The following is a 22,061-nucleotide window of genomic DNA, read 5'->3' as shown; positions in this document are numbered from 1 at the left end:
CCCGTCCGGACGCGTCCGGACGGGCCCCCATCAGCAAGCTAGACCAGGCTGATCAGCTGATCGGCTCGACGCTCTCACCGGGCGCGTGCCCGCTCACTCGTTCGGTCTCAAGCGCGCTCTGCAGGATCACCACGGCCGCTGCCTGGTCGATCGCCGCTCGGCCCTTCTTGGCCTTCACACCGGCCGCCCGCATGCCCTGGGCTGCGGTGACGGTGGTCATCCGCTCGTCGACCAGCCGGACCGGGACCGGGGCGAGCAGTGCCGCCAGCCGGCCCGCGTAGCCGCGCACCTTCTCCGCGGCCGGGCCCTCCTTGCCGCTGAGCGAGCGCGGCAGGCCGACCACGACCTCGATCGCGTCGTACTCCTCGACGATCGCCTTGAGCCGCGCCTGGGAGCGGCCCCCGGCAGGGACCGTCTCCACGGGCGTGGCGATCAGCCCGTCGGGGTCGCAGGACGCGACCCCGATCCGGGCGTCGCCGACGTCGACGGCGATCCGCCGGCCCCTGCGCCAGGGCTTGGGCTCCTCCGTCAGGCTGTGCTCCATCAGGCGGTGCGCTCCGCGACCAGGGCGCGGACGGCCTCGACGGCCGCGTCCACGGCGGCCGGGTTGGTGCCACCGCCCTGGGCCACGTCGTCCTTGCCGCCACCGCCGCCGCCGAGGGCCTTGGCGGCGACCTTGACCAGATCGCCGGCCTTGATGCCGCGGGCGCGGGCGTCCTCGTTGGTGGCGATGACGGTCAGCGGGCGGTCGTTCGCGACCGTGAAGGCGGCGACCACGGCCGGCTTGGAGCCGAGGCGGTTGCGCACGTCCAGGACCAGCTTGCGCAGGTCGTCGGCGCCGGCGCCGTCCGGCACCCGGGCGGCCACCAGGGCCACGCCGTGGATGTCCTGGGCGGCGTCCACCAGACCGGCGGCGGCGGCCAGCACCTTCTCACCGCGGAACCGCTCGATCTCCTTCTCGGCGTCCTTGAGCTTGCCGAGCATGCCGGCGATCTTCTCCGGCAGCTCCTCCGGACGGCCCTTGACCAGCTCGGTCAGCTGGGCCACCACGGTGTGCTCGCGGGCCAGGAACTTGTAGGCGTCCACGCCGACCAGTGCCTCGACACGGCGCACACCGGCGCCGATCGAGGACTCGCCGAGCAGCTTCACCAGGCCCAGCTGGGCGGTGTTGCCGACGTGCGTGCCACCGCACAGCTCCTTGGAGAAGTCACCGATGGTGACCACTCGGACGGCGTCGCCGTACTTCTCGCCGAACATCGCGATGGCGCCGGCCTTGCGGGCCTGATCCATCGTCATCACCTCGGCGGTGACGTCGAGTTCGCGCGCCAGCACCTCGTTGATCTTCTGCTCGACGTCCACCAGCACCGAGCCCGGCACGGCGGTCGGCGAACCGAAGTCGAAGCGGAACCGGCCGGGGGCGTTCTCCGAACCGGCCTGGGCGGCCGTCGGGCCGAGCGCGTCACGCAGCGCCTGGTGGGTCAGGTGGGTGGCGCTGTGGGCGCGCGAGACGGCGCGGCGGCGGTCCAGGTCCAGCTGCGCGTACGCGGCGGCGCCGATCACCACCTCGCCGACCAGCACCGAGCCCTTGTGCACGATCACACCGGGAACCGGCTGCTGGACGTCGCGGACCTCGACCACGGCACCGGAGTCCAGCCGGATCCGGCCGTGGTCGGCGAGCTGGCCGCCACCCTCGGCGTAGAACGGCGTACGGTCCAGCACGAGTTCGACCTCGTCGCCCTCGTGCGCGGCCGGGGCCGGCACGCCGTCCACCAGCAGGCCGACCACGGTGGCCTCGCCGTGCGTCTCGGTGTAGCCGGTGAAGGCGGTGGCGCCTGCCTTGTCGGCCACCTCGCGGTAGGCCGAGACGTCGGCGTGGCCGTGCTTCTTGGCCCGCGCGTCGGCCTTGGCGGCGTCGCGCTGCTGCTTCATCAGACGGCGGAAGCCGTCCTCGTCCACCGAGAGGCCCTGCTCGGCCGCGATCTCCAGGGTGAGGTCGATCGGGAAGCCGTAGGTGTCGTGCAGCTGGAAGGCCTTGTCACCGGCGAGCATCGCGCTGCCGGAGGACTTGGTCTCGGCGACGGCGGTCTCCAGGATGGTGGTGCCGCTGCGCAGGGTCTGCAGGAACGACATCTCCTCGGCGACGATCACCGTCTCGATGCGCTTGCGCTCCTCGAAGAGCTCGGGGTACTGCGGGCCCATCGCCTCGATGGTGACCTCGGTGAGCGACTGGGCGACCGGCTCGGTGGCGCCCAGCAGGCGCATGTTGCGGATCGCGCGGCGCAGGATGCGGCGCAGCACGTAGCCGCGGCCCTCGTTGCCCGGGGTCACCCCGTCGGCGACCAGCATCACCGAGGTGCGGATGTGGTCGGCGACCACGCGCAGCGAGACGTCGGTCTTCTCGCCGGCGCCGTAGCGGTGGCCGGTCAGCTCGGCGGCCCGGCCCAGGATCATCCGGGTGGTGTCGATCTCGAAGAGGTTGTCGACGCCCTGCAGGATGGTGGCCAGGCGCTCCAGGCCGAGGCCGGTGTCGATGTTCTTGTTCGGCAGGTCGCCCAGGATCGGGAAGTCGTCCTTGCCGGTGCCCGCGCCACGCTCGTACTGCATGAAGACCAGGTTCCAGATCTCCATGTAGCGCTCGCCGTTGACGGCCGGGCCGCCCTCCTCGCCGTAGGCGGGGCCGCGGTCGTAGTTGATCTCCGAGCACGGGCCGCACGGGCCGGGGACGCCCATCGACCAGAAGTTGTCGGCCTTGCCCAGGCGCTGGATGCGCTCGGAGGGGACGCCGATCTTCTCCAGCCAGATCTTCTCGGCCTCGTCGTCGTCCTGGTAGACGGTGATCCAGAGCTTCTCCGGGTCCAGGCCGTAGCCGCCGTCCTCGACGGAGGAGGTCAGCAGCTCCCACGCGTAGCTGATGGCCCCTTCCTTGAAGTAGGCGCCGAAGGAGAAGTTGCCGCACATCTGGAAGAAGGTGCCGTGCCGGGTGGTCTTGCCGACCTCTTCGATGTCCGGCGTCCGCACGCACTTCTGCACGCTGGTCGCCGTCGTGAAGGTGGGCTTGACCTCGCCCAGGAAGTACGGCTTGAACGGCACCATGCCGGCGTTGACCAGCAGCAGGGTGGGGTCGTCGGCGACCAGGGACGCCGACGGAACGACGGTGTGGCCGCGGTCCTCGAAGAAGCGCAGCCAGCGGCGGCGAATCTCTGCCGACTCCATTAGTGGTCCTTCCGGTTGGGGGTGCTGCCCCGGCGCTGTTCGAGCTGACGGGGCTTTGACGCGATGACTTGGGGGGTGTTCCTACGCGACGGGGGCAGGGCGGCGCCCGGAGAGCCCGGGGCCGCCGAGATAGCTCGCTCTCCGGCGTCCGGAGCGGCGCTCAGGCGCCGGCGCGGCGGGTCCAGCACGGCTGTGCCGTCCAGCCCGAGGTCAGCGCGCAGCTCCTGCTCGCGCTCGGCCATCCCGGCCTTGACGTCCAGGGCGAAGCGCTTGGCCGCGTCGCCCAGGTGCAGCGCGCCGCGTGCCGCGGTGCCCGAGAGGCTGTCAGGGGTGAGCTTGCGGGCGGCCTCGTTGGCCTTGTTCATGGCCCAGACGGCGGTGCCGGCACCGACCGCCATCCAGAAGATGCGTCGAACCACGGTGCATCAGCCCTTCACGGCTCGCCGGACACGGGCCAGCAGGCCACCGCGGGGCGCCGTGGCGGCGCGCACCTCGGCCCGGATCAGACGGGTCAACGCGTCGCGCTCGACGCCCGGCTGAGGCAGCGTCAGGGGGCCGGCCTGCTGGCGGCCGACGGCCTTGCGGACGCCGTAGCTGAAGGCCGCGACCTTGACCAGCGGCCCGCCCAGCGTGGCGGCGACCGTCGAGGAGAGCGCATTGGCGTTGGCGGCGGCGTCCTGCACATTGGCGGTGATCTCGTCCACCCGCTCCAGCTGCTCGTGCGCGCTGCGCACGGCGGCGCTCGCGTCGGCCAGCAGCGGCACGGCCTGCTCGGTGACCGAGGAGACCAGCACGGTGGCCTCGCGCAGCACCCTGGAGAGCCTCACCAGGACGACGGCGAGCAGAGTGACCAGGACGGCCCAGCCCACGGCCACGATCAGGCCGGCCAGCTCTCCCACGGACACTTTGCGTGCTCCCTTCGCTCCTCCAGAAGGGAACCCTATCGCGCCCGGACCCCCGCTCCCGACCGGATATCCGCTGGCGGGGCCGCCGCTCCCGGAAAGCGCCGAACCCCCGCGGCCCGAAGGCTGCGGGGGTTCGGTGTGCCACTCTCGCGGGTCAGCGCGAGTAGTACTCGACGACGAGCTGCTCGTCGCAGATCACGGGGATCTCGCGACGCTGCGGGGCACGGTCCAGACGGAAGGCCAGCGCCTTGAGGTTGACCTCGAGGTACTTCGGGGTCGCACCCTCACCCGCGTAGCCACCCTCACGGGCGACCAGGAACGGGCCCTTGGCCTTGCTGCGCTCACGCACGGTGACGACGAAGCCGGGCTTCAGCTGGAACGAGGGCTTGTTGACCTTGTGGCCGTTGACCTCGATGTGACCGTGGACGACCATCTGGCGGGCCTGGTAGATCGTGCGGGCGATGCCCGAACGCAGGACCAGCGAGTCGAGGCGAACCTCGAGGTCGGCGACGAGAGCGTCACCGGTCTTGCCCTCGGCCTTCTTGGCGCGGTCGAAGGCGCGAGCCATCTGGGTCTCGCTCAGGTCGTACTGAGCGCGCAGACGCTGCTTCTCCATCAGACGGACCTTGTAGTCCGAGTTCTGCTTGCGCCCGCGGCCGTGCTGGCCGGGCGGGTACGGGCGGGCCTCGAAGTACTTGACGGACTTCGGGGTCAGCGGAATGCCCAGGGCACGGGCAATCTTGACCTTGGGGCGCTTCTGGTTCGCCATGAACCAAACCTCTCTTGCTTACGAATACGGCTTTCACCAGGTGTTGACGGAGGTCGCCTCTCGCGATCCGGAGAAAAACCACCCGAGGGTGATCAGCCGCTCTCCGGGACCGGGCACAGAAGTGCAAGCACACGAACGGCCCACCGCCCGGGAAGGGAGTGGGCTACCCGCGACACCGAAACGGTGCACGACGCTCCAGTTGCAACCCTCGAAAGGGTCAGGTCCAATGCCCCGCTGGTGCGGCCGGTCGGTCGGGTTCTCACCCGCCGCCGTGCCCGGGACCTGGCACTCCGACCGAGTATACCGTCTTCACTACTCCCCCGGAGACCGACGGTCAGTAGGGCCCGCGGCGTCGCGGGGCTGGGGCACGCACCTCGCCGCGTTGTCGTCGGTCGCCGCAGCTCCGCTGCTACTCCCTCCTCCGCCTTGCGATGCACGCACCCCAGCCCCGCTCCTTGATCCACGTTCCCTACTGACCGTCGGTCTTCAGCCGGGCCCTGGTCCACTCCGCGATGTCGGCGTAGCGGGCCTCGCCGCCGTGCCGGGTGGGCTGGTAGTAGACCCTGCCGTGCACCGCGTCCGGCGCGTACTGCTGGGCGGCGATGCCGCCGGGCAGGTCGTGCGGGTACTGGTAGCCCTGGCCGTGCCCCAGCTTGCCCGCGCCGCCGTAGTGCGCGTCGCGCAGGTGCGGCGGGACGGCGCCGGCCAGGCCCTGCCGGACGTCGGCGAGCGCGGCGTCGATGGCCAGGTAGGCCGCGTTCGACTTGGGCGCCAGTGCGAGGGCGATGGCGGCCTGCGAGAGGATGATCCGCGCCTCCGGGAAGCCGATCAGTGCCACCGCCTGGGCCGCCGCGACGGCGGTGGGCAGGGCCGTCGGGTCGGCCAGGCCGATGTCCTCGCTGGCCGAGATCATCAGGCGCCGGGCGATGAAGCGGGCGTCCTCGCCGGCCTCGATCATGCGGGCCAGGTAGTGCAGCGTCGCGTCCACGTCGCTGCCCCGGATCGACTTGATCAGCGCGCTGGCGACGTCGTAGTGCTGGTCGCCGTCCTTGTCGTAGCGGACGGCGGCCTGATTGACGGCGGTCTCGGTGGTGGCGAGCGTGATGACCGCCTCGCCCTTCTCCAGCGCCGCACCGGCCGCCGCCTCCAGCGTGGTCAGCGCCCGCCGGGCGTCCCCGCCGGCGAGGCGGACCAGGTGGTCCTCGGACTCCGGACTGAGCTCCAGCTGCCCCTCGAGACCGCGTTCGTCCACCAGGGCGCGGCGCAGCAGGGCGCGGATGTCGTCGTCGGTCAGCGATTCGAGGGTGAGCAGCAGCGAGCGGGAGAGCAGCGGGGAGATCACCGAGAAGTACGGGTTCTCGGTGGTGGCGGCGATCAGGGTGACCCAGCGGTTCTCCACGGCGGGGAGCAGCGAGTCCTGCTGGGCCTTGGAGAAGCGGTGGATCTCGTCCAGGAAGAGCACCGTCTCGCGGCCGCTCATGCCGACCGCCCGGCGGGCGCCCTCGATCACCGCCCGCACCTCCTTGACGCCGGCGGTGATCGCCGAGAGCTCGACGAACCGGCCCTCCACCGCCTGGCTGATCACGTGCGCCAGGGTGGTCTTGCCGGTGCCGGGCGGGCCCCAGAGGATCACCGAGCTGGTCGCGGCCGGTCCGCGCGCGCCGGACACCAGGCGGCGCAGCGGCGAGCCCTCCTTCAGCAGCTGCCGCTGGCCGGCCACCTCGTCCAGGGTGCGCGGGCGCATCCGCACGGCCAGCGGGGCCCGGCCGGGCTCCCTGGCCTGGAGATCCTCGGCGGCGGCGGTGAAGAGGTCCGGTTCGTCCACCCCCGCAGCCTACTTCCGCTTCTTCTCCAGCTTGGCCGCGTGGTCCGGGACGTACTTCTGCAGGTCGCGCGGCGGACGCTGGTAGCCGGTGGACGCCGGGCGGGGCGGCAGCTCCGGCGGGGGCTTGGTGACGTCGCGGTAGGGGACGGTGGAGAGCAGGTGGGCGATCATGTTGATCCGGGCCCGGCGCTTGTCCTCGCTCTCCACCACGTTCCACGGCGACTCCGGGATGTCGGTGTGGACGAACATCTCGTCCTTGGCCCGCGAGTAGTCCTCCCACCGGCTGATCGACTCGGTGTCCATCGGCGACAGCTTCCACTGCCGCATCGGGTCGGCCAGCCGGTCGCGGAAGCGGCGCTCCTGCTCGGCGTCGCTGACCGAGAACCAGTACTTGCGCAGCTCGATGCCGGCCTCGATCAGCATCCGCTCGAAGATCGGGGCCTGGTGCAGGAACTGCCAGTACTCCTCGGGGGTGCAGAAGCCCATCACGCGCTCCACGCCGGCCCGGTTGTACCAGCTGCGGTCGAAGAGCACGATCTCGCCGGCCGCCGGCAGCTGCTCCACGTAGCGCTGGAAGTACCACTGCCCGCGCTGGCGCTCGGTGGGCGCCGGCAGCGCGGCGATCCGGGCCACCCGGGGGTTGAGGAACTCGGTCACCCGCTTGATGGCGCCGCCCTTGCCGGCCGCGTCGCGCCCCTCGAACACCACCACCAGGCGGACGCCCTCCGCCCGCACCCACTCCTGCAGCTTGACCAGTTCGTTCTGGAGCCGCAGCAGTTCCTTTTCATACGGCTTCCTGGCCAGACGGGGCTGCACGGCGGGCTGGTCGGTCACGGTGGCGCCTCCTGCGCGTGGGGTGCTGATGACCCCTCACGTTAGGACGGATCACCCCCGCGCGCAGCACGAAGCCCCCGGACGCCGGGTGGCGTCCGGGGGCTTCGCGGACCGTCAGGAGTCCTGCGAGGTCTCCGACTTCGCGTCCTCGCGGACCTTGGGCTTGGCGTCGACGCCGGCCTCGCGGCGCTGGGCCGGGGTGATCGGGGTCGGCGCGCCGGTCAGCGGGTCACCGCCGGTGGACGTCTTCGGGAAGGCGATGACGTCGCGGATGGTGTCGTAGCCGCCGAGCAGCGTGACGATCCGGTCCAGGCCGAAGGCGACACCGCCGTGCGGCGGCGGGCCGTAGTTGAAGGCGTCCAGCAGGAAGCCGAACTGCGAGGCGGCCTCCTCCTCGGAGAGCCCGATCGCGTCGAACGCCCGCTTCTGCACGTCGCGCTGGTGGATACGGATCGACCCGCCGCCCAGCTCGCTGCCGTTCAGCACCAGGTCGTACGCGTTGGAGAGCGCGCTGCCCGGGTCGGTGTCGAAGGTGGCCAGCGACTCGGCGGTCGGGGCGGTGAAGGGGTGGTGCACCGCGTGCCAGCCCTGGAACTCGCCCTTGTCGTCCTCGATCGGCTCGAACATCGGGAAGTCCACGACCCACAGGAAGGCCCACTGCGACTCGTCGATCAGCTCGCAGCGGCGGCCGATCTCCAGACGGGCGGCGCCGAGCAGCTCCTGCGAGGGGGTCTTCTTGCCGGCGGCGAAGAAGATCGCGTCACCGTTCTTGGCCCCCGCGGCGGCGGCCAGGCCGGCCAGGTGCTCCGCGTTGAGGTTCTTGGCCACCGGGCCGCGCAGCTCGCCGGTGTCGGCGTCGATGACGACGTAGGCAAGGCCGCGGGCGCCGCGCGCCTTGGCCCAGTCCTGCCAGGCGTCCAGCTGCTTGCGGGGCTGCGAGGCGCCGCCGGGCATCACGACCGCGCCGACGTACGGCGCCTGGAAGACCCGGAACTCGGTGCCCTTGAAGTACTCGGTCAGGTCGGTGAGTTCCTGGCCGAAGCGGACGTCCGGCTTGTCGGAGCCGTAGCGGTTCATCGCGTCCGCGTAGGTCATCCGGGGCAGCGGGCTGGGCAGCTCGTAGCCGTGCACGTCCGACCAGATCCGCGAGACGACCTTCTCGCCGAGCGCCAGGATGTCCTCCTGGTCGACGAAGGAGGCCTCGATGTCCAGCTGGGTGAACTCCGGCTGGCGGTCGGCGCGGAAGTCCTCGTCGCGGAAGCAGCGGGCGATCTGGTAGTAGCGCTCCATGCCGGCCACCATCAGCAGCTGCTTGAAGAGCTGCGGGGACTGCGGCAGGGCGTACCAGTGGCCGGGCTGCAGGCGGACCGGGACCAGGAAGTCGCGGGCGCCCTCGGGGGTGGAGCGGGTGAGGTACGGCGTCTCGATGTCGAGGTAGTCGTTCTCCTCCATCACCGTGCGGATGATGTGGTTGACCTTCGAGCGCAGCCGCAGCGCGCGGGCCGGGCCCTCGCGGCGCAGGTCCAGGTAGCGGTAGCGCAGCCGGACCTCCTCGTTGACCGTGCCCGGCTCGTACTCGGCGACCTGGAACGGCAGCGGGGCGGCCTCGGAGAGCACCTCGATGGCGCTGACCACGACCTCGACCTTGCCGGTCGGGATGTCCGGGTTCTCGTTGCCCTCGGGGCGGACCCGGACGTCGCCGGTCACCTTGACGCAGTACTCGGCGCGCAGGCCGTGCACCGACTCCAGGTCGCGGACCACCACCTGCACGGTGCCGGAGGCATCGCGCAGGTCGATGAAGGCCACGCCGCCGTGGTCGCGGCGGCGAGCCACCCAGCCGGCCAGGGTGATGGTGGTGCCGGCGTGCTCCGCGCGGAGCGTGCCCGCGTCGTGCGTGCGGATCACTGCTGCTTCTCCTTCAGGGTGGTGACAAGTGCGTCGAGGGCGACGGGGGTCTGCTCGCCGGTGGTCATGTCCTTCAACTGGACGACGCCGTCGGCGAGATCACGGTCCCCGGCGACCAGCGCCCAGCGGGCGCCGGAGCGGTCGGCGGACTTCATGGCGTTCTTGATGCCCTTGACGCCGAAGGCGAGGTCGGTGGCGACGCCGGCCCGGCGCAGCTCGACCACCTTGGCGAAGAGCACGTTCTTGGCCTGCTCGCCGAGCGCCACGGCGTAGACCGCGGTGGTGCCGGGCAGGTCGAGGACGATGCCCTCGGCCTCCATCGCGAGGTAGGTGCGGTCCACGCCCAGGCCCCAGCCGACGGACGGCAGCGCCGGGCCGCCGAGCATCTCGGAGAGGCCGTCGTAGCGGCCGCCGCCGCCGATCGCGGACTGGGCGCCGAGGCCGTTGTGGACGAACTCGAAGGTGGTGCGGGTGTAGTAGTCGAGCCCGCGGACCAGCTTGGGGTCGTCGGTGAAGGCCACCCCGGCCGCCGTCAGCAGCTCGCGGACCTGCTCGTCGTAGACCTTGCAGTCCTCGCAGAGGAAGTCGCGCAGCCGCGGGGCGTCGGTGAGCTGGGCCTGCACGGCCTCGCGCTTGTCGTCCAGCACCCGCAGCGGGTTGATCTCGGCGCGCCGGCGGGTGTCCTCGTCCAGGTCCAGGCCGGTGAGGAACTCCTGCAGGGCGGCGCGGTAGACCGGGCGGCACTGCTTGTCGCCGAGGCTGTTGATCAGCAGCGTGTAGTCGCGCAGCCCCAGCGCCCGGAAGCTGTCGTCGGCCAGGATGATCAGCTCGGCGTCCAGCGCCGGGTCCTCGGCGCCGATCGCCTCGGCGCCGACCTGCGAGAACTGCCGGTAGCGGCCGGCCTGCGGGCGCTCGTAGCGGTAGAACGAGCCGGAGTACCAGAGCTTGACGGGCAGGTTGCCGAGCTTGTGCAGGTTGGCCTGGAGGGTCGCGCGGACCACCGAGGCGGTGCCCTCGGGGCGCAGCGCGAGGTCCTCCTTGCCGCGCTTGGTGAGCGAGAACATCTCCTTGGTGACGATGTCGGTGGACTCGCCGACGCCGCGGGAGAAGAGCTTGAGGTCCTCGAAGACGGGCGTCTCGATGTAGCCGTAGCCGGCTCGGCGCAGCGGCGCGGCCAGCGCCTCGCGGATCGCCAGGAAGGTCGCGGAGCTCGGCGGGAGCAGGTCGTAGGTGCCCTTGGGGGCGGTGAAGGTGCTCAACTTCTCTTCCGTCACATTCCTCGTCGTACCGGCCCGGGGCCAGCCGCTGCCCCCGCCGCCTGCTTGAGGTAGGGGTTGGTGGCGCGCTCACGGCCGATGGTGGTCTGGGTGCCGTGGCCGGAGAGGACCACGGTGGCGTCGTCGAGGGGCAGGCAGACCCGGGCCAGCGACCGCATGATCGCGTCATGGCTGCCGCCCGGGAGGTCCGTGCGCCCGATGGAGCCGGCGAAGAGCAGGTCGCCCGAGAACAGCACCGGCGGAAGGTCCGGCTGCTGCGGCGTCCTGAAGGTCACCGACCCCTTGGTATGGCCGGGGGCGTGGTCGACGGTGAGGCTCAGTCCGGCCAGCTCCAGCACGCTGCCGTCGGTCAGCTCGCGCACGTCGGACGGCTCGCCCACGGTGAGCTGGCCCAGCAGCTGCTGCCCGACCGAGCGGCCGAGCGCCTTCTCCGGGTCGGACATCATGTAGCGGTCCTCGGGGTGGATCCAGGCCGGGATGTCCCGGGCGCCGCAGACCGGCACCACCGAGGCGACGTGGTCGATGTGCCCGTGCGTGAGGACCACCGCGACCGGCTTCAACCGGTGCTCGCGCACCAGGTCCTCCACCCCGCCGGCGGCTTCGTGCCCCGGGTCGACGATCACGCACTCCTCGCCGGGAGCCGGTGCGACCAGGTAGCAGTTGGTGCCCCAGGCTCCGGCGGGAAATCCGGCGATGAACACGGCAGTCCTTCGGAGGTGTCGAGGGGTGGGAAGAGTCTTCGGTGCAGCCTACCGGCGGTAAGGCACCGGTTGCGAACCGGATAGGGCATGCCGCCCCACCGGTGAATCGTGACCTTGACCACGGACTGTTCACCTCGTACTTACAGACGGGGTCCCTACACTTGGCCGCCAGTGGATGCGATGATCCGATCCCAGTAGTTCCGCACCCCAGGGTCCAGCGCGACAGAGGAGACAACAGCCGGTGGTCAACAGCGAACAGCGGCGGCGCCAGCTCGCCCGCGAGAAGTACGAGCGGCAGCAGCAGAACCGGGTCGAGGCCCAGGCCAGGGCCCGCCGCCGCAACAGCATTCTCGGCGCCTCGCTCGCCGTCGTCGTCCTGGCCGGTGGCGGCCTGTGGGCGGGCGGTGTCTTCAAGAGCGACAAGAAGGCCACCACCGCCAACGCCGCGCCCGCCCAGAGCACGCCCGGCAGCAGCGCCTCGGCCGCCGCCCCCGTGTCGGTCAAGGGCTGCACGGCCCCGGCCCCGGGCACGCCGAACGGCAAGCAGTGGAAGACCGAGCCGGCCATGTCGGTGGACACCAACGCGAAGTACACCGCGACGCTGGAGACCAGCTGCGGCACCGTCACGCTCCAGCTGGACCCGTCCAAGGCGCCGCACACCGTCAACTCGTTCGCGTTCCTGTCGGGTGAGAACTACTTCGACCACGTGAAGTGCCACCGCCTCACCACCCAGGGCATCTACGTCCTGCAGTGCGGCGACCCGACCGGCTCCGGCAGCGGCGGCCCCGGCTACCAGTTCGCCGACGAGAACCTGACCGGCGCCACCTACCCCGCCGGCACCGTCGCGATGGCCAACGCGGGCCCGGGCACCAACGGCAGCCAGTTCTTCCTGGTCTACAAGGACACCCAGCTGCCGCCGAGCTACACCCCGTTCGGCAAGATCACCGGCGGCCTGGACGTGCTGAACAACATCGCGGCCGGCGGCGTGCAGGGCGGCACCGGCGACGGCGCCCCGAACGCGAACGTGGTGCTGAACAAGGTGACCACCGTCAAGAGCTGACCGGGGCAGAACAACGCCGCGTGAATTGGCCCGGCCGGGATGCGGACAGCACCAGGCCTGGTCCCCTATGTTGCTGTTGTATAGGGTGCCCTGACCCGATCGCCGTCACCCGCGGCAGTACAGCTGGACGGGCAGGAACGGCGGGCCCATCGGTCCGCCGCACATTCAACTGTGGACGACGATCCGCACGACAATGGTCGTGGACGGAACGTCATGTGGAGGAGGCGCTGTGAGCAGCGACCCGTGGGGCCGTGTCGACGAGCAGGGGACCGTCTACGTCAGGACCGCCGACGGCGAACGCGTCGTAGGTTCCTGGCAGGCGGGCTCTCCCGAGGAGGCTCTCGCCTACTTCGAGCGCAAGTACCAGGGCCTGGTTGCCGAGATCGGCCTGCTGGAGCACCGGGTCCGCAAGACGGACCTGGCCGCGAAGGACGCCCAGACCGCGCTGGACCACCTGCGCGCGCAGGTGGTCGAGGCGCACGCGGTCGGCGACCTGGCCTCGCTCGCCAAGCGCCTTGAGGTGCTCGCCGGCGAGATCGAGTCCCGGCAGGTCGAGCGCAAGGCGGCCCGCGCCAAGGCGGCCGACGAGACCCGGGTGGCCAAGGAGGCCCTGGTCACCGAGGCCGAGCAGCTCGCCGAGTCCACCCAGTGGCGGGAGGCCGGCGACCGGCTGCGCGCCCTGGTGGACATCTGGAAGGGTCTGCCCCGGCTGGACCGCAAGAGCGACGACGAGCTGTGGCACCGCTTCTCGCACGCACGGTCGGTCTTCTCCAAGCACCGCAAGGCGCACTTCGCCTCGCTGGACGCCGAGCGCGACCAGGCGCGGGCGCTGAAGGAGCGACTGGTCGCCGAGGCCGAGGCGCTCTCCAGCTCCACCGAGTGGGGCGACACCGCGGCGGCCTACCGCGACCTGATGGCGCAGTGGAAGGCGGCGGGCCGCGCGCAGCGGGACGCCGAGGACGAGCTGTGGGCGAAGTTCCGCGGCGCGCAGGACGTCTTCTTCCAGGCGCGTTCGGCGGTCTTCACCGAGCGCGACGCCGAGCAGGGCGAGAACCAGAAGCTGAAGGAGGCCCTGCTCGTCGAGGCCGAGGCGATCCTGCCGATCACCGACCTGAAGGCCGCCAAGGCGGCGCTGCGGGAGGTGAACGAGCGCTGGGAGGCGATCGGGCACGTGCCGCGCGACGCCCGTCCGAAGCTGGACGCCCGGCTGAACACCGTCGAGCGGGCGATCCGCGAGGCGGAGGAGGCCGAGTGGCAGCGCTCCAACCCGGAGGCCAAGGCCCGTGCGGCCGGCATGACCGGGCTGCTGCAGAGCGCCGTGGACAAGCTGCGCGCCGAGGCCGACAAGGCCCGTGCGGCGGGCAACGAGTCCAAGGCCGCGAAGCTGGAGAAGGAGCTGGCGGGCCGTCAGGAGCTGCTCGACCAGGCCCTGAAGAGCCTGCAGGAGTTCAGCGGCTGATCAGCGGTAACTGATAGGGGCCCCACCGCCGACGGCGGTGGGGCCCCTATCGCGTGCCGCTACTTCTTGGCCGAGGTCACCCGGTAGACGTCGTAGACGCCCTCGACGCCGCGCACCGCCTTGAGCACGTGGCCCAGGTGCTTGGGGTCTCCCATCTCGAAGGTGAAGCGGCTCATCGCCACCCGGTCGCGCGAGGTCTGCACCGCCGCCGACAGGATGTTGACGTGCTGGTCGGAGAGCACCCGGGTGACGTCCGAGAGCAGCCGCGCCCGGTCCAGCGCCTCGACCTGGATGGCCACCAGGAAGACCGAGGACTGGGTCGGCGCCCACTCGACCTCGATGATCCGCTCGGGCTGCTGGGTCAGCGAGTCCACGTTGACGCAGTCCGCCCGGTGCACCGAGACTCCGTTGCCGCGGGTCACGAAGCCGACGATCGGGTCGCCCGGCACCGGCGTGCAGCACCGCGAGAGCTTGACCCAGACGTCGTCGACGCCCTTGACGATGATCCCGGGGTCGCCCTTGGCCCGCCGGCGGCGGGCCGCCCGGCCGTCGCTGGTCGGCGTCGCGGTGTCGGCGAGGTCGTCGTTCGCGCTCTCCTCGCCGCCGAGCGCCTGCACCAGCTTCTGGACGATGTTCTGCGCGGCGACGTGGCCCTCACCGATCGCCGCGTAGAGCGAGGAGATGTCGGGGTAGCGCATCTCGTGCGCCAGCGTCACCAGCGAGTCGCCGGTGAGGATCCGCTGGATCGGCAGACCCTGCTTGCGCATCGCGCGGGCGATGGAGTCCTTGCCCTGCTCGATCGCCTCCTCGCGGCGCTCCTTGGAGAACCAGGCCTTGATCTTGTTGCGGGCCCGCGGCGACTTGACGAAGCCCAGCCAGTCCCGGGACGGCCCCGCACCCTCCGCCTTGGAGGTGAAGACCTCGACCAGGTCGCCGTTCTCCAACGTCGACTCCAGCGGCACCAGGCGCCCGTTGACCCGGGCTCCTATGCAGCGGTAGCCGACCTCGGTGTGCACGGCGAAGGCGAAGTCCACCGGGGTGGAGCTGGCCGGCAGCGCTATCACGTCGCCCTTGGGCGTGAAGACGAAGACCTCGTTGTTGGAGAGGTCGAAGCGCAGCGACTCCAGGAACTCGCTCGGGTCCTCGGTCTCCTTCTGCCAGTCGAGCAGCTGGCGCAGCCAGGCCATCTCGTTGACGGCGCCGGCCTTGTCGTCCTTGCGGACCTGGGAGGGCGTGTCGGTACGGACCTTGGAGGTGCCGGCCACCGCGCGCTGCTTGTACTTCCAGTGCGCGGCGATGCCGTACTCCGCGCGGCGGTGCATGTCGAAGGTGCGGATCTGGAGCTCGACCGGCTTGCCGCCGGGGCCGATCACCGTGGTGTGCAGCGACTGGTACATGTTGAACTTGGGCATCGCGATGTAGTCCTTGAACCGGCCGGGGACCGGGTTCCATCGCGCGTGGATGGTGCCGAGCGCCGCGTAGCAGTCGCGGACGGTGTCGACCAGGACCCGGATGCCCACCAGGTCGTAGATCTCCGCGAAGTCGCGGCCTCGGACGATCATCTTCTGGTAGACCGAGTAGTAGTGCTTGGGTCGGCCGGTCACCGAGGCCGAGATCCGGGCACCGCGCAGGTCGCCCTGGACCTGGTCGATCACGGTCGCCAGGTACTCGTCCCGCTTGGGCGCGCGCTCGGCGACCAGGCGGACGATCTCGTCGTACATCTTGGGGTAGAGGATGGCGAAGGCCAGGTCCTCCAGCTCCCACTTGATGGTGTTCATGCCCAGCCGGTGCGCCAGCGGGGCGTAGATCTCCAGCGTCTCGCGGGCCTTCTTCTCCTGCTTCTCCCGCTTGAGATAGCGCATGGTGCGCATGTTGTGCAGGCGGTCGGCGAGCTTGATCACCAGGACCCGCGGGTCCTTGGCCATCGCGACGACCATCTTGCGCACGGTCTCGGCCTGCGCGGCCTCGCCGAACTTGACCTTGTCCAGCTTGGTGACACCGTCCACCAGCAGGGCGACCGAGTCGCCGAAGTCCTGGCGCAGCGTCTCCAGGCCGTAGTCGGTGTCCTCGACGGTGTCGTGTAGCAGGCCGGCCATCAGGGTCGCCGCGTCCATGCCGAGTTCGGCGAGGATGGTCGCCACCGCCAGCGGGTGGGTGATGTAGGGGTCGCCGCTCTTGCGCTTCTGGCCGCGGTGCCACTTCTCGGCGACGGCGTAGGCGCGCTCGATGTCGCGCAGCAGGGCCGGGTCGGCCTTGGGGTCGCCGGCCCGGATGGTCCGGAAGAGCGGTTCGAGCACCGGGTTGAGCAGGGTGCTGCGCTGACCGCCGAAGCGGGCGAGGCGGGCCCGCATGCCGCCTCCGCCGGAGGAGGTGATCGACCGGACGGCGGGCGCGGCCGTCCGGGAGGCGCCGGACGGGACAACGGCCGGGACCGCTGCCGGGCGCGCCGGGGCGGCCCCCGAGGGCTTGGGCTGGTTGCTGGGGGCGCCGGACTCGGCCGTGGGCACTACCTCGTCGGGCAAGGACACTCCTCGGAACGCACCGGATGAACCTTCATCGTACCGAGCGTGAAGCGTCGGCGTTTCGCCGCCCGGTGGCTGACATGCCGAGAGCGGTGACCGCAGATGCGATCACCGCTCTCGTTTCAGATCGGCGCTCTTGTTGCCGAGCACCGCTCTTGTTCCAGAGCACCGCTCTTGTTCCAGAGCACCGCTCTCGTTTGAGATCAGCCGTCAGACCGTGATGAGGGTCTCCAGCGGAGCCGAGCCCAGGTGGGCGGCGAGCCGCTCGCGGCCGTCCAGGAAGCCGAGCTCCATCAGGACGACCACCCCGACCAGCTCCGCACCGGTGCGCTGGACCAGGTCCAGCGAGGCGGCGATGGTGCCGCCGGTGGCCAGCACGTCGTCGACCACCAGCACCCGCTCACCCGGCGCGAAGGCGTCGCACTGCACCTCCAGCGTCGCCGACCCGTACTCCAGGTCGTAGGACTGCGCGAACACCTCGCCGGGCAGCTTTCCCTTCTTGCGGATCGGCACGAAGCCGAGCCCGGCCGCGAAGGCCGCCGGAGCCGCCAGCACGAAGCCGCGCGCCTCCAGGCCCACCACCTTGGTCGCTCCCAGCGCCTTGGCCCGGTCCGCCAGCGCCTGGGTGAGAGCCGCGAAGGCCTCGGCGTCGGCGAGCAGCGGCGCGATGTCCTTGAACAGCACGCCCGGCTTCGGGTAGTCGGGGACGTCCCGGATCCTGCTGCTCAGCAGGGCGGCCAGGGCGGTGTCAGGGGTGTTCACGAACGTCCTTCTGCTGAAGCCGGAGGTGGGTCAGTGCTTGCCGGAGGGGCGGCCCTTGCCGCGGGCGCGGCTGACCGGCTGGTTGCGCTGGCCGACCATGCCGGCCGCCAGAGCGTCGTCCTCGCCGTCCTCGCCGTCCTCGACACCGGCGTCCTTGGGCGCCTCGGCCGCGGCCTTGGCGTCCGCGGCACGCCGCAGCGCGACCCGCTTGGCGAGCGCCTTCATCTCCGGCTGCTGCTCCTTGAGCTGCGCGAGCAGCGGGGTGGCGACGCAGATGGAGGAGTAGGCACCGGCGGAGAGGCCGATGAAGAGGGCGAGCGAGATGTCGTTCAGCGTGCCGGCACCGAGCAGCCCGCCACCGATGAAGAGCAGTGCGGCCACCGGCAGCAGGGCGACCACGGTGGTGTTCACGGAACGCACCAGGGTCTGGTTGAGGCCCGCGTTGGCGGCCTCGCTGTACGTGAGCTTGTTCTGCTTCTCCAGGTTCTTGGTGTTCTCCTTCACGGTGTCGAAGACGACGACCGTGTCGTAGAGCGAGTACCCGAGGATGGTGAGGAAGCCGATCACCGTACCGGGGCTGACCTCGAAGCCCACCAGGGCGTAGACGCCGATGGTGATCAGGAGGTCGTGGATGAGGGCGACCAGGGCGGCCACCGCCATCCGCCACTCGAAGGCGATCGCCAGGTAGATGGTCACCAGGACCATGAAGATCACCAGGCCCAGCAGGGCCTTCTGGGAGATCTCGTGGCCCCAGCTCGGGCCGACCACCTGGGTGTTGACGCTCGACACCGGGACGTCCAGGTCGCTGGAGAGCTTGTTGACGAAGGTCGAGGAGTCGACCTTCTCGGTCGAGCTGACCTGGATCCGGATCTGGCCCTGGCCGGTGGCCTGGACGAGCGCGGTGTTGTCACCGGTGATCTTGTTGGAGACGTCCTGCGCCTGGGCGACCGAGAGCCCGGGCTTGGAGACGGTGTAGACCGCGCCGCCCTTGAACTCGATGCTCAGGTGCAGTCCGATCACGGTCAGACCGATCAGCGCCACACCCGCGATGACCGCGGAGATGCTGTACCAGAGCTTGCGCCGACCGACGAAGTCGAAGCTGATCTCGCCCTGGTAGAGGCGGTGGCCGAGGTTGCCGAAGCGTGACATGGCGTCAGGCCTCCTTCACGGCAGACGTGGTGGCGGGCCGGCGGCGAGTGCTGCGGACCGGCGGGCGGGCGCCCAGGCGCTTCGGGTCCAGACCGGACCACGGGTGACCGTTGGAGAAGAACTTCTTGCGGGCCAGCAGGGTGATCAGCGGCTTGGTGAAGAGGAAGATCACCACGACGTCGAGCAGCGTGGTCAGGCCGAGGGTGAAGGCGAAGCCCTGCACCTTGCCGACCGAGACCACGTAGAGCACGCCGGCACAGAGGAAGGAGACGAAGTCGGACACCAGGATGGTGCGCCGGGCGCGCGGCCAGGCACGCTGGACGGCCGGGCGCAGCGGGGCGCCCTCGCGGACCTCGTCGCGGATGCGCTCGAAGTACACGATGAACGAGTCCGCCGTGATACCGATCGCCACGATCGCGCCGCAGACCGCTGGGAGGTTCAGCGCGAAGCCGATCCCCGCACCGAGCAGGCACATGATCGAGTAGGTCAGGATCGCCGAGACCACCAGGCCCGCGATCGAGACCAGGCCGAGGCCGCGGTAGTAGATCAGCGAGTAGAGCACCACGAGCAGCAGGCCGATGGCGCCGGCGATCAGGCCGGCGTGCAGCTGGTCGCCACCGAGCTGCGGGGTGACCGTGGTGACGTCGCTCTGCACGAAGCTGAGCGGCAGGGCGCCGAAGCTGAGCACGTTGGCCAGGCCGGTGGCCTCGTCCTGGGTGAAGCTGCCGGAGATCACGGCGTTGCCGCCGACGATCGACTGGCTGACGTACGGGTGCGAGATGACCTGGCCGTCCAGCACGATGGCGAACTGGTTCGCCGGCGACTGCTGGGTGGCGAGCTGGCCGGTGGTGGCGGCGAAGGCCTTGGTGCCGGCGCCGTTGAAGCCCAGCTGGACCTCCCAGCCGGCGCCGTTCTGGGTGTCGAAGCCGGCCTGCGCCTTGGAGACGTCCTTGCCGTTGATCGCCACCGGGCCCAGCGCGAGCTTGGTCCAGGCGCCCTGCTCCTTGTCGCGGGTGCAGGCGACGGAGTCCTTGGTCGGGTCGGTCTGGTAGTCCTTCGACCGCTGCTTGATGTCCGAGCAGTCCAGCGCGGTGAACTGCTGCTGGACGTCGGCCGGGACGGTGCCCTGGGTGAGCGCGGCCGAGATCTCGGCGGGGCTCGTCGGCTGCGGGGCGGCGGGCGCGCTGGGCATGCCGCTGGGGGCGGCGGCAGCACCGGTGGCCGGGGCGGACGGCGCCGTCGCGCCCGGGGTCCCGCTCGGGTCGGCGGCCTTCAGGCCGTCGGAGAGCGCGCGGCCCGCGGTGGAGGCGCCGGCGCTCGGGGTGCCGGCCGCACCGGCGCTGGTCGACGGCTGGGCCGAGGCTCCGGCACCGGCACTCGCGCTCGCGCCGGCGCTCGGCTTGGCGCTGCCGCTGGCCGCGGCGCTGGGGCTGCTGGTCGCGGGAGGAACGGTCACACCGGTGGGCGCGGTCGCCAGCACCGGGCGGAAGTACAGCTGGGCAGTCGTACCGACCTGCTTGGCCTCGTCCTGCGAGGCGCCGTTCTTCGGGATGTTGACGATGATGTTGTTGCTGCCCTGGGTCTGCACCTCCGCCTCGGAGACGCCGTACCCGTTGACTCGCTGCTGGATGATCCCGACCGCGGTGTTCATATTGGCCTGGTTGATCGCGGCCTTGTCCTTGGAGTCGGCCGTCAGCGTGATGCTGGTGCCGCCTGCAAGGTCGATCCCGAGGCGAGGCGTCGTGTGGCCCGTCCCGAACATGAGGGCGACCAGACCGACGGTGACCACCAGGATGAGGGCCAGCGCCCGTCCCGGGTAACCGTCGCGCGGACGCGACTTGGGTGCTGCCACCTTGCTCGTTTCTCCCTGTCCCATGCCGCCAGCTGCGCGCCGCCCGGCCCGGTAGGGCAGGCGGCAGCGCTAACCGCGGACAACCGTGAGGTGCTGCAGACCGTCCGTACTACTTCGCGGCGGGCGTGTCGCCACTGCCCTTGTCGAGACTGACCGGCTCCTCCGCCGTCGTCGTCTCGTCCTCCAGGACCTCGTCATCGAGATCGACCGACTCGTCCTCTTCGGGACGGCCGTTGATGATCTCGTCGTATTCCTGCTCGTCGATCACCGCGGCGATGGCGCTCTTGGCGTAGTGCGCGACCACGCCGGGCGCGATCTCCAGCTCCACAGTGGAGTCGTTGACCGACTTGACCAGCGCGTACATCCCACCGATGGTGCGCACCGCCGAGCCGGTCTCCATCGCCGACTGCATGGACGACGCCTGCTGCTGCCGCTTCTTCTGCGACCGGAACATCAGGAAGATCGCGGCGACGGGGAGGAGAAGAATGATGAGATTCACAGCAGACAGCGTCCTTTGGAAGCCACCCGGCGGATGGCCAGTGGAGATGGTCGCCCGTCAGGTGAGACGGGACGGTCCGGCGAAGTCTAGGAGACCTGCTCTGATCGGACAACGCCAAGCATCGCATCATGCGGCCGAAGGTGGCGAGTCCCTGGCATGGTCACTCTCAACCCGTGCCCGGGAAGGCGTTCCACGAGGTCACTCGGCACCCGGCCGGGCGGCGGCGCCCTGACCGAACAGCTCCTGCTGGGCGGGCAGCGGTCCGCGGCCGGCGCCCGGCTGGATCGGCGGGGTGAGGCCCATGTGCTGCCAGGCGGCCGCGGTGGCGATCCGGCCGCGCGGCGTACGGGCCAGCAGGCCCTCGCGGACCAGGAACGGCTCGGCGACCTCCTCGACCGTCTCGGCCTCCTCCCCCACCGCGACGGCCAGCGTCGACAGGCCCACCGGGCCGCCGCCGAACAGCTTCAGCAGGGCGGTGAGCACCGCGCGGTCCAGCCGGTCGAGGCCGCGCTCGTCCACCTCGTAGACCCGCAGGGCCTGTGCGGCGATCTCCTTGGTGACCACGCCGTCGTGCCTGACCTGGGCGTAGTCGCGGACCCGGCGCAGCAGCCGGTTGGCGATCCGGGGCGTGCCGCGCGAGCGCCCGGCGATCTCGGCCGCGCCGATCGGGTCGATCTCCACGTCCAGCAGCGCGGCCGAGCGGTGCACCACCCGCTCCAACTCGGCCGGGGCGTAGAACTCCATGTGGCCGGTGAAGCCGAAGCGGTCGCGCAGCGGCGGCGGCAGCAGCCCGGCCCGGGTGGTGGCGCCGACCAGGGTGAAGGGCGGCAGCTCCAGCGGGATCGCGGTGGCGCCGGGGCCCTTGCCGACGATCACGTCGACCCGGAAGTCCTCCATCGCCATGTAGAGCATCTCCTCGGCGGGCCGCGACATCCGGTGGATCTCGTCGAGGAAGAGCACCTCACCCTCGGTCAGCGAGGAGAGGATCGCCGCGAGGTCGCCGGCGTGCTGGATGGCCGGCCCGGAGGTGATCCGGATCGGGGCGTTCAGCTCGGCCGCGATGATCATCGACAGGGTGGTCTTGCCGAGCCCGGGCGGGCCGCTGAGCAGCACGTGGTCCGGCGAGGCGCCGCGCTTGCGGGCCGCCTGAAGGACGAGCGAGAGCTGCTCGCGGACCCGCTCCTGGCCGATGAACTCCTCGAGCAGCTTGGGCCGCAGCGCCGCCTCGACCGCCTGGTCCTCGCCGTCGGCGGAAGACGTGACCAGCCTGTCGGCGGGGTCGGAGTCGTACGGGCTCATCAGGGCGGGCTCCAAGTCGACATGGTGATG

Annotated in this window: 18 protein-coding genes; 2 read left to right on the top strand and 16 right to left on the bottom strand. The window is 70.9% G+C overall.

Annotation, left to right across the window (positions count from 1 at the left end):
- Positions 1-52: 52 nt before the first annotated feature.
- The 10 genes from ruvX to P3T37_RS02550 form a co-directional block, all read right to left on the bottom strand.
- Positions 53-544 (bottom strand): Holliday junction resolvase RuvX, encoded by a 492-nt coding sequence (gene ruvX, locus P3T37_RS02595; protein ID WP_280721728.1) that lies wholly within the window; start codon positions 542-544, stop codon positions 53-55.
- Positions 544-3,213 carry an alanine--tRNA ligase gene (gene alaS / locus P3T37_RS02590; RefSeq protein WP_280721727.1) on the bottom strand — a complete coding sequence of 890 codons (2,670 nt, stop codon included), beginning with the start codon at positions 3,211-3,213 and terminating at the stop codon, positions 544-546. Before alaS ends, ruvX begins: the two co-directional genes overlap by 1 nt.
- Positions 3,213-3,632: a DUF6167 family protein gene (locus P3T37_RS02585; protein ID WP_280721726.1), complete on the bottom strand. Its 420-nt coding sequence runs from the start codon at positions 3,630-3,632 to the stop codon at positions 3,213-3,215. Before P3T37_RS02585 ends, alaS begins: the two co-directional genes overlap by 1 nt.
- A 6-nt stretch (positions 3,633-3,638) precedes the next feature.
- A complete protein-coding gene (locus tag P3T37_RS02580; protein WP_280721725.1) occupies positions 3,639-4,118 on the bottom strand; it encodes a DUF948 domain-containing protein in 480 nt (159 codons plus the stop codon).
- A gap of 154 nt (positions 4,119-4,272) precedes the next feature.
- The gene (rpsD, locus tag P3T37_RS02575) at positions 4,273-4,887 is read right to left on the bottom strand and encodes a 30S ribosomal protein S4 (RefSeq protein ID WP_280721724.1); all 615 of its coding nucleotides are present in this window, start codon (positions 4,885-4,887) and stop codon (positions 4,273-4,275) included.
- A 469-nt stretch (positions 4,888-5,356) separates the two neighbouring features.
- On the bottom strand, positions 5,357-6,712 hold the full coding sequence (locus P3T37_RS02570) for a replication-associated recombination protein A (RefSeq protein WP_280721723.1): 1,356 nt from the start codon (positions 6,710-6,712) through the stop codon (positions 5,357-5,359).
- Between the two features lie 9 nt (positions 6,713-6,721).
- The gene (gene ppk2 / locus P3T37_RS02565) at positions 6,722-7,546 is read right to left on the bottom strand and encodes a polyphosphate kinase 2 (RefSeq protein WP_280721722.1); all 825 of its coding nucleotides are present in this window, start codon (positions 7,544-7,546) and stop codon (positions 6,722-6,724) included.
- Positions 7,547-7,660: 114 nt separating this feature from the next.
- Complete coding sequence (gene aspS, locus P3T37_RS02560; RefSeq protein ID WP_280721721.1) at positions 7,661-9,451, bottom strand: aspartate--tRNA ligase; 1,791 nt, start codon at positions 9,449-9,451, stop codon at positions 7,661-7,663.
- Entirely contained in the window at positions 9,448-10,710 is a 1,263-nt protein-coding gene (hisS, locus tag P3T37_RS02555; protein ID WP_280721720.1) for a histidine--tRNA ligase, read from the bottom strand. Before hisS ends, aspS begins: the two co-directional genes overlap by 4 nt.
- A gap of 11 nt (positions 10,711-10,721) precedes the next feature.
- Positions 10,722-11,429, bottom strand: coding sequence for an MBL fold metallo-hydrolase (locus tag P3T37_RS02550; RefSeq protein ID WP_280721719.1), 708 nt, complete (start codon positions 11,427-11,429; stop codon positions 10,722-10,724).
- A gap of 241 nt (positions 11,430-11,670) precedes the next feature.
- On the opposite strand from P3T37_RS02550, the gene P3T37_RS02545 reads away from it, so the two are divergent.
- The gene (locus P3T37_RS02545; RefSeq protein WP_280721718.1) at positions 11,671-12,489 is read left to right on the top strand and encodes a peptidylprolyl isomerase; all 819 of its coding nucleotides are present in this window, start codon (positions 11,671-11,673) and stop codon (positions 12,487-12,489) included.
- A 229-nt stretch (positions 12,490-12,718) separates the two neighbouring features.
- Positions 12,719-13,948, top strand: a complete 1,230-nt coding sequence (locus tag P3T37_RS02540; protein ID WP_280721717.1) for a DUF349 domain-containing protein — start codon at positions 12,719-12,721, stop codon at positions 13,946-13,948.
- Positions 13,949-14,007: 59 nt separating this feature from the next.
- On the opposite strand, the gene P3T37_RS02535 is transcribed toward P3T37_RS02540, so the two are convergent.
- The 6 genes from P3T37_RS02535 to ruvB form a co-directional block, all read right to left on the bottom strand.
- On the bottom strand, positions 14,008-16,470 hold the full coding sequence (locus P3T37_RS02535; RefSeq protein ID WP_280721716.1) for a bifunctional (p)ppGpp synthetase/guanosine-3',5'-bis(diphosphate) 3'-pyrophosphohydrolase: 2,463 nt from the start codon (positions 16,468-16,470) through the stop codon (positions 14,008-14,010).
- Between the two features lie 210 nt (positions 16,471-16,680).
- Positions 16,681-17,232 carry an adenine phosphoribosyltransferase gene (locus tag P3T37_RS02530; RefSeq protein ID WP_280721715.1) on the bottom strand — a complete coding sequence of 184 codons (552 nt, stop codon included), beginning with the start codon at positions 17,230-17,232 and terminating at the stop codon, positions 16,681-16,683.
- A gap of 30 nt (positions 17,233-17,262) precedes the next feature.
- Positions 17,263-18,381: a protein translocase subunit SecF gene (gene secF / locus P3T37_RS02525; RefSeq protein WP_280721714.1), complete on the bottom strand. Its 1,119-nt coding sequence runs from the start codon at positions 18,379-18,381 to the stop codon at positions 17,263-17,265.
- Positions 18,382-18,385: 4 nt separating this feature from the next.
- Positions 18,386-20,257 carry a protein translocase subunit SecD gene (gene secD / locus P3T37_RS02520; protein ID WP_280721713.1) on the bottom strand — a complete coding sequence of 624 codons (1,872 nt, stop codon included), beginning with the start codon at positions 20,255-20,257 and terminating at the stop codon, positions 18,386-18,388.
- Positions 20,258-20,342: 85 nt separating this feature from the next.
- Positions 20,343-20,732, bottom strand: coding sequence for a preprotein translocase subunit YajC (yajC, locus tag P3T37_RS02515; RefSeq protein ID WP_280721712.1), 390 nt, complete (start codon positions 20,730-20,732; stop codon positions 20,343-20,345).
- Between the two features lie 198 nt (positions 20,733-20,930).
- Entirely contained in the window at positions 20,931-22,031 is a 1,101-nt protein-coding gene (ruvB, locus tag P3T37_RS02510) for a Holliday junction branch migration DNA helicase RuvB (RefSeq protein ID WP_280722102.1), read from the bottom strand.
- Between the last annotated feature and the right edge of the window lie 30 nt (positions 22,032-22,061).

Source organism: Kitasatospora sp. MAA4, from assembly GCF_029893355.1.
GTDB lineage: Bacteria > Actinomycetota > Actinomycetes > Streptomycetales > Streptomycetaceae > Kitasatospora.
Note: the sequence above shows the minus strand (reverse complement) of the source record. Positions and strands in the feature narration are given on the sequence as shown.